The organism is Pseudomonas sp. (assembly GCF_050739775.1).
GTDB lineage: Bacteria > Pseudomonadota > Gammaproteobacteria > Pseudomonadales > Pseudomonadaceae > Aquipseudomonas.
Window position 1 is genome coordinate 35,343 of record NZ_JBOICA010000009.1, and the last position, 14,115, is coordinate 49,457.

Genomic DNA, 14,115 nt, shown 5'->3' on the forward strand with positions numbered 1-14,115 from the left:
ACCGCACTCGGTCAGGGCCTGCGCCTCTGAAAATCAAGCGTAGTCCACCTTGGCTGTCATCTGAGATTCATCTGGGTTGCCTAGGCTTACACTATTCTCATAGCCCTGAAGGCGCCAATTGTGCGCGCTTCCGGTGCTGGACTAGTCCAGATAGGTAACCTTCGATGCAGCCACTGCCACCGCGAGCAGTAACAGCTATCTGTCATGCCCTGCAGGAGCAGATTGAGCATGGCCTTCTCTCGCCCGGCTGCAAGCTGCCGGCCGAACGCAAGCTCAGCGAGGTGTTCGACACCACGCGCATTACCCTGCGTGAGGCGCTGGTGCAGTTGGAGGCGCGTGGGCTGATTTACCGGGAGGAGCGGCGCGGCTGGTTTGTTGCGCCCGAACGGCTGACCTACGACCTGATCGAGCGCAGTCATTTCCATGCCATGGTCCGCGACCAGGGCCGCGAGGCCCGCACTGAGCTGCTGTCGGCACGCTTGCAGCCAGCGGCTGCGGCGGTGTGCGCACGGCTGCAGCTGTCGCCGCTCTCGAGTGTGATCCAGATTTGTCGCCTACGCCGGATCGACGGTCGCGCGGTGCTGTATGCCGAGCACTACCTCAATCCTGAGTATTTCCCGGGCATTCTCGAACTCGACTTGAGCCAGTCGCTGACCGAGCTGTATGAGCGACACTATGCGATCCACTATGGCCGGGTGCGCTTCGAGATCCTGCCCACTGCGTTACCGGTGGCAGCGGCCATGGCACTCAAGGTTTCCGCGGGCAGTCCGGGCCTGCACATTACCCGGGTCAACAGCGACCAGCAGGGCAGGCTGATCGACTGTGACCTTGAGTACTGGCGTCATGATGCGATCCGCATCAAGGCCGAGGCCGGTTAGGCCTGGGTGCCGGTTTCGCTGAACGGCGTGCTGGCATCAGTGGTGATCACCTGTACGCTCAGGCGCGGGGTAGCCAGGTCCAGACCGGCTTCGTCGAGCTGACGCTTGAGCGCCAGGTTGAAGGCCCGCGACACTTCCCATTGCTTGATCGGTGCGGTTTTGAAGCGCGCGCGCAGGATTGCCGAGCCCGACTCGAAGCTCTCCACTCCTTGCAGCTCCAGCGGCGACCAGATGTTGCGGCGCATCAGCGGGTCGTTGCGCATCTTCTGCCCGACATCGCGAATCAGGCTGATGGCCTGGTCGATGTTCATGCTGTGGGGGATCGCCACGCGGAAGATCGCGTAGCCGAACTCGCGGGAGTAGTTCTTGATGCTCTTGATTTCACTGAACGGGATGGTGTGGACGATACCGTCGATATCGCGCAGGCGCACAGTGCGGATAGTCAAGCCTTCGACCGTGCCCAGGTGGCCGCCGACATCGACATAGTCGTCAATGGCCAGGGAGTCTTCGATGATGATGAACAAGCCGGTGATCAGGTCGGCGACCAGTGACTGGGCGCCGAAGCCGATGGCCAGGCCGATCACACCGGCACCGGCCAGCAGCGGGGTGACGTTCATGCCCATGTTGGCCAGGGCAACGATCAGCGCAATGATGAAAATCGCCACGAACAGCACGTTGCGGATCAGCGGCATCATGGTTTGCGCGCGGGTGTTGGCCAGGCCTTTGCGTGAGCGGGTGAGGGCATGGTGCACGGCAGTGTCGGCGAGAATCCACACCAGCCAGGCGGCGATCAGGGTGCCGCCCAGGCCGAGCAACCGCACCGCCACCTCATGGCCTTCACCTTCGGCGAAGCCGATCAGGGAAAAGCCCCAGACCCGCAGGCCCAGTTCGATGAATACCAACCAGATAGCCATGTGTGCCAGGGTGTAGCCGAAGTTGCGCAGGCGTTCGCCATACACGGCCTGACGGCGGTTGGCGCGTTGTGGCTTGAGGCTATGGCGGCGCACCAGGCCATTGATGACCATGCACAGGATCACCAGCACCGTGCACATCAGCGACTGGCGCAGGGCGGTGCTAGTATCGCCAGCGGAAATGAAGGTGGCAAACAGCGAGATCGCCACCAGCACCAGGGCCGGCAGATACCAGAAGGTACCGAGGATATCGATGGTGTCGCTCAGTGCCCGACGGGTCAGGCGCCGCGACAGCGGCTGGTTGCGGATCAGGTGGGCGATGGGCCGGCGAAAGCGCAGGATGAACAACCCAGTGGACAGTGCTGCGAGGATATTGGCCAAAGTCGCCAAGGTATGGGCCAGGTGATCGCCCAGGGCGCTGGCCATGCGTGGATCATTCATCGCCTCGCCAAAAGCGGCGAAGCTGCCGATCAGCCACAGTGGGCGGAAGGCCTGGTGGCGGAGGATATGCAGGGCACGATGGCGGTGCGGGCCATCGAGCAGCGAAAAGGCGATGACGCAGATGGCCGAGAAGCAGGTGCCCACTACCAAGGCGTAGGCCAACACCATGGCCATCGACTTGCCCAGTGACGAGGGCAGGACGAAGCTCAGGTACACGGTGATGAGCAGCGCTACCAGCCACGGCCCGAGCTTGCGCAGGGCAAAGCGCACCAGGTCCCAGGTGCGTGGATGTTGCGGCAATTCTTCGGTGAGGCCGAAGCGCAGGCGCACTTGATGGCTGACCCAGTTCAGGGCGTAGGCCAGCAGGCTCCAGAGGGCAATTATGGTGGCGAAACCGAAGAGGATCGGCGGCCACTCCTGGAGTGGAGCCAGGCGGGCATTGAATTCGATTTGCGCCAGTTCAAGTTCCCGGGTCCAGCGAGTAGCTGGGCTGGCGTCGCCACTGAACTGTTTTTCCAGCTCAGCGAAGGTGCTGCCAATCAGCCCCAGCACCCCTTGCTCGGCAGTGGGTTGCGCTTGTTTGCTGCTGTCGCGCAGCTTCTTCAGGTCGGCCAGCAGCTTGCTGCGTTGCTGGTCGTTTTCCAGGCTCTTGATGACTTCGTCCAGGGACTGGGCCAGTGGCTCGCTGGCCTCGGGTTGGGCTTTGCTACCACCCAGAAAACTCGGCAGGCCTGCGGCGTGGGCCGGAGCCAGAATGAACAACGCCAGGAACAACGTTAAAACGCGGAAAAAAGCAGGCACCGGACAATCAACCTTAAAACGATCAATCGCCCGAGTGTAGTGTATTTGTCAGTTGAGTTTCTCGAGGATCTTCCAGCACATGATGCCGATCATGCCGAGGGTGCCGACCCACATCATCAGCACGCCGATATTGCGGTCGCGCAGGTTGAACCCCACGGTCAGCAGGATCAGGCCGGCGATGACCGGAAGGAACAGGGATTGGAAGGCTGACATGCGGCAAGGTCCTTGGGCTTGAGTTTATGCTGCAAGCATAGCGGGTATAGCTGTGGGGGAGTGTGATTGAGGTCAGTAGAGGGCCTCATCGCGGGGCAAGCTCCCACAGATGATGTGGGAGCTTGCCCCGCGATGGTGTCAAGGCAAATCGCGACTGCGGTAGAACGCCGTCAGCACCTTGACCAGATGCGCCAGGTCCTGGCTGCCGCACAGCTCACGAATCGAGTGCATAGCGAAGGTTGGCAGACCGATATCCACCGTACGCACACCCAGGTGGCTGGCGGTGAGTGGACCGATGGTCGAGCCACAGCCCATGTCACTGCGCACCACGAAGCTTTGCACCGGTACTTCCTCGGCCATGCACAGGTGGCGGAAGAAACCGGCGGTCTCGCTGTTGGTGGCGTAGCGCTGGTTGTTGTTGACCTTGATCACCGGCCCGGCATTGAGCTTGGGACCGTGGTTGCCGTCATGCTTGTCGGCATAGTTGGGGTGCACGCCATGGGCGTTGTCAGCCGAGACCAGCAGCGAGCGCTGGATAGCGCGGACAAAGTCGTCACCCTCCGGCAGCAGGCGGCGCAGGGTCTGTTCGAGCATCGGGCCATCGGCACCGCAGGCCGAGCAGGAGCCGACTTCTTCGTGGTCGTTGCACACCAGTACGCAGGTTTCTTCGCTGTCGGCGTTGATCAAGGCTTGCAGGCCGGCGTAGCAGGACAGCAGATTGTCCAGGCGCGCACCGGCGATGAACTCGCCGTGCAGGCCGATCAGTGCGGCGCTTTGGGTATCGTAGAAGCTCAGCTCGTAATCCAGCACCACGTCAGCGTTCAGACCATGCTCGCGGGCCAGCTGGTCGGTGAGCAGGGCACGGAAGTCGACTCGCTCGTCACCGGCGGCCTGGGCCAGGATCGGGGGCAGTTCGGTCTGCGGGTTGATCGCCCAGCCTTCGTTAGCGCTGCGATTGAGATGGATCGCCAGGTTGGGGATGACTGCGATTGGCAGCTTGAAGTCGATTAGCTGGCTTTCGACCTTGCCGTCACGGCGGAAGGTCACCCGCCCGGCCAGAGACAGGTCGCGGTCGAACCAGGGCGCGAGCAGGGCGCCACCGTAGACTTCCACGCCCAGCTGCCAGAAGCCCTGGCGCTGCAGCTCCGGTTGCGGTTTGACCCGCAGGCACGGGCTATCGGTGTGGGCGCCAACCAGGCGGATGCCGTCGAGCAGCGGCGAGTGACGACCGAGCTTGAAGGCGATGATCGAGGAGTCGTTGCGGGTCAGGTAGTAGCGACCGCCGGCCACAGTGGCCCAGCTGTCGCGCTCGTCCAGGCGCTGGTAACCGGCGGCTTCCAGGCGTTGGGCCAGGGCAGCGGTGGCGTGGAACGGCGTGGGGGAGGCTTTGAGAAAGTCGATCAGGCCTTGATTCAGTGCATCGCGCATAGGTCACTCCAGACAGCAGTGGCGCGAGTTTAACGTACTTGGCTGGGGAATTGTGTCGGCCCTATCGCCGGCAATGCGGTCGATCAGAACGGTGCCGGACACTCAAAGCGCAACCGCTCCCCGGACACCGGGTGGGTAAAGCTGAGCATGCTCGCATGCAGGCAAAGCCGTTCATGGGCTGCCAGCGCTTCAGGATAGGCGTACAAGCGATCACCCAGCAGCGGATGCCCAATCGACAGCATGTGCACGCGCAACTGGTGAGAGCGCCCGGTAATCGGTGTCAACTCCACCCGGCAATGATCGCCACAGCGTTCCACGATGCGCCAGAAGGTCAGGGCATGCTTACCCTGCTCATGGTCGACCACATGACGCGGCTTGGTTGGCGGATCGTAGCGCAGGGGCAGGTCGATGCTACCGCTGTCGAGTTCCGGTTGGCCCCAGCACAGGGCGGTGTAGGCCTTCTCGGTTTCACGGTCATGGAACTGCCGGGACAGCTCGCGGTGACTGTCGGCATCGCGGGCCAGCAGGATGATCCCCGAGGTTTCCCAGTCCAGGCGATGGACAATCAGAGCATCGGGATAGCCGTTTTCCTGCAGGCGGGTGATCAGGCAATCCTTGTTGTCGTCGGCCCGGCCGGGCACTGACAACAGCAGGGTCGGCTTGTTGATCACCAGGATGGCGTCATCCTCAAAGAGGATCTGAACATTGGACAGCGGCATTGCGTGTTCTCTGCAAACGCCGACGGCGACGGCCGGGCCCAGGCTGTAGAGCCCAGGCCTGGCCGTCGCCGTGGCAGGTTACCCGTAGGCGCCGATCAACGATCGGGCAGGGTGATGTTGAGTTCCAGGATCGAGCAGCTGCCCTGGTTTTCCAGAGCGACCTGCACATCATCGGAGCCGATGTTGACGTACTTGCGGATCACCTCCACCAGTTCCTTCTGCAGGGCTGGCAGGTAGTCCGGAGTACTGCGCTGACCGCGCTCGTGCGCCACGATGATCTGTAGACGCTCTTTCGCGACCGAGGCGGTGCTTACTTTTTTGCTGGCACGAAAGAAGTCAAAAAGGTTCATGGGTTAGTTGCCTCCAAACAGGCGCTCGAAGAATCCCTTCTTCTTCACATCAAGGAACCGATGTTCCACATTTTTGCCCAACAGGCGGTCAACGGTGTCACTGTAGGCCTGACCCGCATCGCTCTGGTCGTCGAGGATCACCGGCACACCCTGGTTGGATGCCTTGAGCACCGCCTGGGATTCGGGGATCACGCCCAGCAGGGCGACCGAGAGGATTTCCTTGACGTCTTCGACGCCAAGCATTTCGCCCTGACTCACGCGCTCTGGATGGTAGCGGGTGATCAGCAGGTGTTCTTTGATCGGATCTTCGTTGCGCTCGGCGCGGCGCGATTTGCTGGCCAGAAGGCCGAGCATGCGGTCCGAGTCACGTACCGAGGAGACTTCCGGGTTGGTCACGACGATGGCTTCGTCGGCGAAGTACATCGCCAGGTGGGCACCTTTCTCGATGCCGGCCGGGGAGTCGCAGACCACGTACTCGAAGTCTTCCTTGAGTTGCATCAGGACCTTTTCCACGCCTTCCTGGGTCAGCGCGTCCTTGTCGCGGGTCTGGCTGGCGGCCAGCACGTAGAGGTTCTCAAGGCGCTTGTCCTTGATCAGGGCTTGCTGCAGGTTGGCTTCGCTGTTGACCACGTTGACGAAGTCGTACACCACGCGGCGTTCGCAGCCCATGATCAGGTCGAGGTTACGCAGGCCGACGTCGAAGTCGACGATGACCGTCTTGTGACCGCGCAGTGCGAGGCCGGTACCAATAGCGGCGCTGGTGGTGGTCTTACCCACACCACCCTTGCCGGATGTAACCACGAGAATCTTGGCCAAGGTGTTTCACCCCTAATGAAAAAGGACGTCGAGTCCCAAAAATACAAAAAACGGCAACATCGGAAAAAGTTGCGCGGAAAATGGCGGCAAGTATCCGTTAAAGACGGGTGATGTTCAACACGTCACCAGACAGGCTGATCTGCACGCCGGCCCCCCACAGCGGATCACGGCGCAGGTCTTCGGAGACCTTGTACTGGCCGGCGATCGAGACCATCTCGGCAGTCAGCTGCTGGCAGAAAATGCGTGCCCGGGTATTGCCCTTGATCCCGGCCAGCGCCCGCCCACGCATTGCACCGTACACATGGATGTTGCCATCGGCGAGAAGTTCCGCGCCTGGGCTGACCGACGACACTACTACCAGATCGCCACCTTGGGCGTAGATCTGCTGGCCGCCACGTACCGGTGTGGTAATGATCTTGGTCGGTCTGATCGCAGGTTCAGGCTCAGGTACTGGCGCGGGGGCGGGCGCAGGTTCGGGCTTGACCACCTCAGGCTCGGGCTCAACCGGCCGTTCGCGGGCGCCGGACGGTGGCAGCACCGGCAGGTCAATGGCGATGGCCGCGGCGATGTCTTCGATGCGGCTGGCACGAATGGCCAGGGTGCGCAGGCCGTGATGGCGACAGACGCGCATCAGCCCCGGCAGGTCGACCGGACCTTCACTTGCCGGGAGCTTGTCCAGGGCCAGCACCAACGGCGTGTTGCTGAAAAAATTGGGTGCCTGGGCAACCTTGGCCGCCAACTGCCGGTTGAGGCCTTCGAGGTTGTTCCGGGCGAGCTCGAGCACGGTGATGGCGAGCATGCTGCCCTTGAGCTGGAACACAGGGTCTTGGTCTGGCGTTTGGGTTTGGCTCATGGTCTGCATAGGGCGGCTTGTTACGAAAAAGTGCCCAGACTTATAACGAGAACGCCGGTTAGCCGCAACCCGTGCCGAACCGTTGTAGAATGCCCGGCCATTGTCATTCCGGAATCTTTAATGGATCGCCCGCGTTTTCGTCGTTACTTTCTGCACCCGCGCTTCTGGCTGCTGTGGTTGGGCCTTGGGCTGTTGTGGCTGATCGTACAGCTGCCGTACCGGATATTGCTGGTGATCGGTCGTGTTCTGGGGGCCTTGATGTACCGGGTGGCCGGTGCGCGCCGGCGTATTGCTGCGCGCAACCTGGAGCTGTGCTTCCCGGAACTACCGTCCGTCGAACGGCGGCGCCTGCTCAAGGAAAATTTCGCCTCCACCGGCATCGCCTTCTTCGAAATGGCCATGAGTTGGTGGTGGCCAAAGGCCCGGCTGGCGCACCTGGCGCACATTGAAGGGTTGGAGCATCTGCAGGCTGCCCAGCGTGATGGCCAAGGGGCGATTCTCATGGCCTTGCACTTCACCACCCTGGAAATTGGTGCGGCCCTGCTCGGCCAGGAACACACCATCGACGGCATGTACCGTGAGCACGGTAACCCGGTGTTTGACTTCATTCAGCGCCGTGGTCGCGAACGCCACAACCCTGACTCGCTGGCCGTGGAGCGTGAGGACGTACGTGGCATGCTCAAGTTGCTGCGTGCCGGGCGCGCGATCTGGTACGCACCGGACCAGGACTACGGCGCCAAGCAGAGCCTGTTCGTGCCACTGTTCGGCATCCAGGCCGCCACGGTCACCGCCACCAGCAAATTTGCCCGGCTGGGCAAAGCCCGGGTGATTCCCTTCACCCAGCAGCGTCTGGCGGATGGCAGCGGTTATCGGCTGATGATTCATCCGCCGCTGGAAGATTTCCCGGGCGAGACGGAAGAGGCTGACTGCCTGCGCATCAACCAATGGATTGAAGTGGCCTTGCGCGAGTGTCCGGAGCAGTACCTGTGGGCGCATCGGCGCTTCAAGTCGCGTCCACCGGGGGCGCCCAAACTCTACGATAAGCGGCGTTGAGGCAATCGCGGGGCTTGCCCCGCGATGAATTCACCACACATCCAGGAAGTCCCCATGACAGCACCGATCACTGGATTGATCCTCTCCGGCGGTGGCGCCCGCGCCGCCTATCAGGTCGGTGTGCTGGCCGGCATTGCCGACCTGCTGCCGCCTGGCGCGGCCAATCCCTTTCCGGTGATCGTCGGTACTTCGGCTGGGGCCATCAATGCGGTGACCCTGGCCAGCGGGGCGATGCATTTTGCCGATGCAATCCGCCGCCTGACCAGCTTCTGGCAGGGCTTTCGCAGCCACCAGGTGCTGCGCAGCGACTGGCCCGGGGTGATTCGCCAGGCCAGCCGCTTTGTCGGCCATAGCCTGCTCGGCCTCGGTGCGCCGGTACCGGTGGCCTTGCTCGACAGCTCACCGCTGCGTCACCTGCTCAACCAACACCTGGACATGAACGGCATTGGCTATGCCCTCGAACAACAGCACCTGCAGGCGGTAGCGGTGACGGCCTTCGGCTATGAATCCGGCCAGGCAGTGACGTTCTATCAGGGCCGGGGAGCCATCGATCCCTGGTTGCGCCACCGCCGCATCGGTTTGCCAACCCGTTTGAGTGTCGAGCACTTGCTGGCCAGCTCGGCCATTCCGCTGCTGTTCGCACCGGTCAAGCTGGGTGAGGAATACTTCGGCGACGGTGCCGTGCGTCAGTCGGCGCCAATCAGCCCGGCCCTGCACCTGGGGGCCAGCCGCGTGCTGGTGGTCGGCGTCAGCGGTAACCCACAGCGTCCGCTAGAGGGTGAGCCGCGTCCGCGCATCTTCAGTGGTCAGCAACCGAGCCTGGCGCAGATCGGTGGACATATGCTCAACAGCACCTTCATCGACAGTCTGGAAGACGACATCGAGTTGCTACAACGCCTCAATCACCTTGGGCACCTGATGCCCGAGCACCTGGAACGTCGGCGCCTGGGCATGGCGCCGGTGGAGGTGCTGGTGGTCGCGCCGAGCCAGCCGCTGGATGAAATCGCCGCCCGTCATCGCCTTGAGCTGCCCGCGGCCCTGCGCCTGTTCCTGCGCGGCCCGGGGGCGACTAAAACCAGCGGTGCCGGGGTGCTCAGCTACCTGCTGTTCGAAGCCGGCTACTGCAGCGAGCTGATCGAGCTGGGGCGGCGTGATGCGCTGGCCAAGCATCGGGAACTGTGCAACTTCCTCGGCTTGCCCCAGGTGGCTGGCTGAATTGAACTACTCGGCAATCTGCAGCTTGCGCGCTTCGGTGTAGACGTAGCGGACTTTCTCATACTCGAATGGCGAGTTCAGTTGGCCATAGCGGAATTTGGTGGTGTAGCGTTTGTCGACGGCACGCAGAACCACCACTTCCGGATGATTGCTGCTGACTTCGGCAACGTTGAGGAAGTTGATCCAGTTCTCGGCGCTGTAGTCCACCGCCAACCCGCCAGTATCGCGCAGGTTCGAAGGGCCAAGGATCGGCAGCATCAGGTAAGGGCCTTCGGGGACACCATAGAAGCCCAGGGTCTGGCCGAAGTCTTCGCGCTGGTATGGCAGGCCCATCCTGGTTGCCGGGTCCCAGAGGCCGGCCACGCCAACGGTGGTGTTGAGCAGCAGGCGTGCGGTGATCTCCATCGAGCGCTTGCCCTTGAACTGCAGCAGGCTGTTGAACAGGTTGGGCACATCGCCCAGGTTGCTGAAGAAGTTGCTCACGCCGCTACGGACAAAGCCTGGGGTGATATAGCGGTAGCCATCGACCACCGGCAGGAACACCCATTGGTCGAAGCGGTAGTTGAAGTGGTAGATCCGCCGGTTCATCGACTCCAAGGGATCATAGACATTCAGTGCCGCCAGGGTTGAGCGTTCGAACTCACGCTGGTCCAGTCCCGGGTTGAACTTCAGTGCCTTGAGGGGCTCGGTGAAGCCATCGGCATCGACCACACTGGCACGCGCTGCGGTTTCTTCGGCCTGGGCCAGTCCACTGGCAAGCAGTGCGGTAGCAATCAGTAGGCGTTTAACCACGGAAAAACTCCAGCATGGCGTCGCTGTTGACGCGGTAGTTGAGGTTGCCGCAATGGCCGCCGTGGGGGTAAAGGGTCAAGCGATCGCCAAAGGTACTGCGCAGGAAGCCGATGTCGCCCGGGCCGAGGATGACGTCGTCGGCATTGTGCATCACGGCAACTTTCGGGCTCTGCTGCAGGTAGTCCTTGAGGGCGTACAGGCTGACCTGGTCAACCAGTTGCAGCAGGCTACCGCCGTCGGTGCGGGCACGCCACATAGGGATGACTTGTTCGGTGATGTAGCAATCGAAGTCGCACTGCAAGGCACGCTTGAAAAATGGCGTTAGGCTACTGCTTTCGGTGATCGGGTACTTGGGCGGGGTAATCAGCCCGCGGCGGTTGACCAGGTCGGAAGTAAACGCGATATCGGAAGCCGAAAAGCGGAACGAGGTGCCGATGACCATGGCCATCTGCTCGTTGCTCAGGTGCTGGCGTGACTGCTGGAAGTCATAGAGCAGGGCGTCGTTGAGGTCGATGTAGCCCTTTTGCTGGAAGTAGCGGGTCAGTTTTTTCAGCACCAGTTCATAGAAAGTGGTGCTGTTGTTGACGCCCTTGACCTCGGTCTGTACCAGTTTGTCGAGGTTGGTGATCGAGGTGTAGAGGTTGACCGGCGGGTTGAGCAGCAGTACGCGCTTGAAGTTGAAGCTGCGCCGGGTTTCGTCGAGATGGCTGACGAATGCCGCATCCAGGGCGCCAAGGCTGTAGCCGCTGAGGTAGTACTCGGTCACCGGCAGGCGCGGGTGCTGGGCGCGTACGCCTTGCATGACCCGGTACAGGTCTTCGGCGTCTTCACGAGTCACGCCAGGGGTGGCGAAGCGCGAGGCCGAGGTGATGAAGTCGAAGCTGGTCGGCGAGGACAGCTGCACCACGTGGTAGCCGGCTTTGTAGAACAGCTTCTTGAGGTATTCGTTGGTGCTGCTGGAGTAGGGCGCGCCGGTACCGGCAATGAGGAAAATCAGCGGCGCCGGATGGTCCTGCCTGGCGATACGGTACTTGAGTTTTTTCACTGCCCAGAAATTGTCGGGGAGGGTGAAGGCGCGCTCCGGACACATATCCAGGCTGTAGTCGGACTGGCTGATGTCATCGTCGCTGGGCAACTCCGGGCGCAAGTCCGGCGGAGTCGTGGCGATGGTCGCCTCGAATGGGTTGGTCAGCGGGTAGCCGTAACTGGCGGCATCGATATCTTGTGCCGACGCGGACGCACTCAGGATAAGGCCGCCCGAAAGGGCAGCGAGGCGTAGTAATCGAAGCATGACGGATCCCCAAAAAAGCAGCAGCAAAGTACGTTACGCAGGCTAGGACCATCGTGTCCCTGGCAAAGTTGCCTGGCGCTCCGGCATTTGTCGTCCCAGATGTTGCCGTTTTCGCCTGTGGTGCGGCAACAATTGCTTCCATTTATCTTCCGTTCAAAGTAGTCGAGGTCGGCGCTTTTGCCTTGCATAGACAGCTCGGACCATTATGCTGGGCGCCGATTTCGAAGATTCCGGAGCGTTCCATGTCCCGCCGTTTGCCGCTGATCACTTTGTTGCTGTTCTTGCCGTTGTGGCTGGCGGCCAGTTACGGGGTGCGTTATGTCCTGATGGAAGATGCTCAGTGGGTCGGTGTCTGCGCCGAGCAGGCGCAATTGTGGCAATGTCAGGTGCGTTCGGCCCTGGGCTTGATGATTCATTTGCGGGTCATCGCCTGGACCGCGTTGGGGCTGGCGTTGCTGGCCCAGGTGGTGCCAGCGCGAGCGGGCAGGCGTTTGGCGGTACTGGCACTGGTGCTCGCGATTCCGGCGCTGGTGCTGTACAGCGCCAGTATTGCGGTGTTTGCCCTGGTGTTGGCGGGGTTGCGCTTGGTGCGGCGGTCGAGCTGATAGTGTACGGCCATCGCCGGCATTGCCGACGATGGGCCGTGTAAACAGCCCTGATTACGCCTGACCTCGCACCCGCAAGCTGCGCCACAACGCCCCCACCATCAGCACACTGACTGCGGCCCAGACCAGCGCCTGCTGATTGCTCAAACCCTCACGGAACAGTTGCGGTGCGATGCCGGCGCCGACGATGAAGGCCAGCAGGCCGATTTCGGCCCGCGGCCCACGAACCGGGCGCAGCAGGTAAACCACTGCCGGCAGTACCAGTGCGGCGCTCGGGAAACTGCGATAACGCGGATCAAAGACCAGCGCCAGCATGCTCACCGCCGCCGCAAAACCTGCCGCCAGCAACCACCAGCCCGCCCGCGCCTCAAACCAGGCAAAAGCCCGCTCGCGCCAGCCATCACGTTGGGCCAGGGCCAGGGCAGCGTGGGCCAGGACAATCAGGTTCAATCCGGCCAGCAGCACAGCCCAGATCCATTCGCCGACGAAGCGGCTGTTGATCCGTACCAGCTCACCCCACAGGCCCAGGCTCGCCGCGCCCAGGGCGGCCAGCAGCGGCAACAGCAGGGCCGCGCGGGTACCGCGTACACGACCGGCCAGCAGCAGGGTGGCGCCGAACAGCAGGCCCCCTGCAATCAACCACTGTGGCCAGAACACCAGGTTGCTGACCGGGCCTTCAAGAATGCCCTTGTCCTCGCGGTCGGCGTCGTACAAACCCCAGTAACCGCCCACTGCGCCTTCGCTGGCACGTTTCCAGGGCTGGTCGAAGGCTTCGATCAGGTTGTAGTGCCAGCCGTGCTGTTCGGCCATGGCGACAAAACCACGAATGAAGCGCGCTTCATTGACCCGGCTGGGCAGGGCAGTCTCGCGCTGACGACCTTCACTGGGCCAGCCGGTTTCGCCGATGACGATATCCTTGGGCGCAAAGCGGTTGCCGAATACCTGGCGGATCTCGCCGACATGCACCAGGGCGTCGTCGATACCCTTGGGGTCATCTTCCCAGTAGGGCAGCAGGTGAATGGTCAGGAAGTCCACGGTTGGGGCGATTTCCGGGTGCTGCAGCCAGAACTCCCAGACGTCGGCGTAGGTCACCGGCACGCTGACCTGGCTTTTCACCTGGTTGATCAACGCGGCCAGTTGCGGGCCGCTGACTTCCTTGCGCAGCAGGGTTTCGTTACCGACGATCAGCGCTTTGACCACGTCCGGGTTGGCGTTGGCCGAGGCGATCAGGGCCTTGACCTCCTTCTGGGTGTCCACCGGGTTGGCATTGACCCAGGCGCCGAGCATGACTTTCAAACCATGCTTGCGTGCCAGCGCCGGAATGGCCTCAAGACCTGTCATCGAATAGGTACGGATGCATTCGAAGCGCTGGGCCAGCAGGGCCAGGTCGGCGTCCATGCGTGCCGGGCGCAGCTGGAACGGCTGGTCGAATGGCGATTGGTCCTTATCGAACGGTGTATAGGAAGCGCACTGCAGTTTGTGCGAGGCACTGGCCGCATCGGGCAGTACCACCGGCTTGCCCAGCCCGTACCAGAGCCCTCCCAGCGCAAATACGCCGAGCAGGCAGGCAAACAGGTAGGGCAGCAGTGGGAAGCGGGCAGTCGGGGACATGGATCGGACCGTCAGGGAGCAAAGCCGCCAATAGTACCTGCAAATGACACGGGCTAAAGCCATGTCAGGCAAAGTTAACGGGGGTGGATGTTGCTTGATGTAACGGCACAGATTGCTGGCGAGGTGATGTCGCTTCTC

At 62.1% G+C, this 14,115-nt stretch carries 14 protein-coding genes; 4 read left to right on the plus strand and 10 right to left on the minus strand.

The window, feature by feature from the left end; genetic code table 11:
• The first annotated feature begins 164 nt into the window (after positions 1 to 164).
• Positions 165 to 878 (plus strand): phosphonate utilization transcriptional regulator PhnR, encoded by a 714-nt coding sequence (gene phnR / locus ACRESH_RS06850; protein ID WP_431741254.1) that lies wholly within the window; start codon positions 165 to 167, stop codon positions 876 to 878.
• On the opposite strand, the gene ACRESH_RS06855 is transcribed toward phnR, so the two are convergent.
• From ACRESH_RS06855 to minC, 7 genes are all read right to left on the minus strand, one after another.
• Positions 875 to 3,031 (minus strand): mechanosensitive ion channel domain-containing protein, encoded by a 2,157-nt coding sequence (locus tag ACRESH_RS06855; protein ID WP_431741255.1) that lies wholly within the window; start codon positions 3,029 to 3,031, stop codon positions 875 to 877. The genes phnR and ACRESH_RS06855 overlap by 4 nt on opposite strands.
• 48 nt (positions 3,032 to 3,079) lie before the next feature.
• Positions 3,080 to 3,244 carry a hypothetical protein gene (locus tag ACRESH_RS06860; RefSeq protein WP_431741256.1) on the minus strand — a complete coding sequence of 55 codons (165 nt, stop codon included), beginning with the start codon at positions 3,242 to 3,244 and terminating at the stop codon, positions 3,080 to 3,082.
• Positions 3,245 to 3,382: 138 nt separating this feature from the next.
• On the minus strand, positions 3,383 to 4,672 hold the full coding sequence (locus ACRESH_RS06865) for a M18 family aminopeptidase (RefSeq protein WP_431741257.1): 1,290 nt from the start codon (positions 4,670 to 4,672) through the stop codon (positions 3,383 to 3,385).
• Positions 4,673 to 4,755: 83 nt separating this feature from the next.
• Positions 4,756 to 5,391 carry an RluA family pseudouridine synthase gene (locus tag ACRESH_RS06870; protein WP_431741258.1) on the minus strand — a complete coding sequence of 212 codons (636 nt, stop codon included), beginning with the start codon at positions 5,389 to 5,391 and terminating at the stop codon, positions 4,756 to 4,758.
• 95 nt (positions 5,392 to 5,486) lie between these two features.
• Positions 5,487 to 5,741 (minus strand): cell division topological specificity factor MinE, encoded by a 255-nt coding sequence (minE, locus tag ACRESH_RS06875; RefSeq protein WP_010224188.1) that lies wholly within the window; start codon positions 5,739 to 5,741, stop codon positions 5,487 to 5,489.
• A gap of 3 nt (positions 5,742 to 5,744) precedes the next feature.
• Complete coding sequence (gene minD / locus ACRESH_RS06880) at positions 5,745 to 6,557, minus strand: septum site-determining protein MinD (protein ID WP_431741259.1); 813 nt, start codon at positions 6,555 to 6,557, stop codon at positions 5,745 to 5,747.
• Positions 6,558 to 6,654: 97 nt separating this feature from the next.
• Positions 6,655 to 7,419: a septum site-determining protein MinC gene (gene minC / locus ACRESH_RS06885; protein WP_431741260.1), complete on the minus strand. Its 765-nt coding sequence runs from the start codon at positions 7,417 to 7,419 to the stop codon at positions 6,655 to 6,657.
• 111 nt (positions 7,420 to 7,530) lie between these two features.
• On the opposite strand from minC, the gene ACRESH_RS06890 reads away from it, so the two are divergent.
• Both ACRESH_RS06890 and ACRESH_RS06895 read left to right on the plus strand, forming a co-directional pair.
• On the plus strand, positions 7,531 to 8,463 hold the full coding sequence (locus tag ACRESH_RS06890) for a lipid A biosynthesis lauroyl acyltransferase (RefSeq protein ID WP_431741261.1): 933 nt from the start codon (positions 7,531 to 7,533) through the stop codon (positions 8,461 to 8,463).
• A gap of 54 nt (positions 8,464 to 8,517) precedes the next feature.
• Positions 8,518 to 9,678: a patatin-like phospholipase family protein gene (locus ACRESH_RS06895; protein ID WP_431741262.1), complete on the plus strand. Its 1,161-nt coding sequence runs from the start codon at positions 8,518 to 8,520 to the stop codon at positions 9,676 to 9,678.
• 6 nt (positions 9,679 to 9,684) lie between these two features.
• Here ACRESH_RS06895 and ACRESH_RS06900 read toward each other — a convergent pair whose 3' ends face one another.
• Both ACRESH_RS06900 and ACRESH_RS06905 read right to left on the minus strand, forming a co-directional pair.
• Positions 9,685 to 10,470, minus strand: coding sequence for an MlaA family lipoprotein (locus tag ACRESH_RS06900; protein WP_431741263.1), 786 nt, complete (start codon positions 10,468 to 10,470; stop codon positions 9,685 to 9,687).
• Entirely contained in the window at positions 10,463 to 11,761 is a 1,299-nt protein-coding gene (locus tag ACRESH_RS06905; RefSeq protein WP_431741264.1) for a serine/threonine protein kinase, read from the minus strand. The genes ACRESH_RS06900 and ACRESH_RS06905 overlap by 8 nt, the downstream gene beginning before the upstream one ends.
• Positions 11,762 to 12,003: 242 nt before the next feature.
• On the opposite strand from ACRESH_RS06905, the gene ACRESH_RS06910 reads away from it, so the two are divergent.
• Positions 12,004 to 12,366 (plus strand): hypothetical protein, encoded by a 363-nt coding sequence (locus tag ACRESH_RS06910; protein WP_431741265.1) that lies wholly within the window; start codon positions 12,004 to 12,006, stop codon positions 12,364 to 12,366.
• Positions 12,367 to 12,420: 54 nt separating this feature from the next.
• Here the strand turns inward: ACRESH_RS06910 and ACRESH_RS06915 are convergent, their stop codons facing one another.
• Positions 12,421 to 13,977 carry a beta (1-6) glucans synthase gene (locus tag ACRESH_RS06915; protein WP_431741266.1) on the minus strand — a complete coding sequence of 519 codons (1,557 nt, stop codon included), beginning with the start codon at positions 13,975 to 13,977 and terminating at the stop codon, positions 12,421 to 12,423.
• Positions 13,978 to 14,115: the final 138 nt, after the last annotated feature.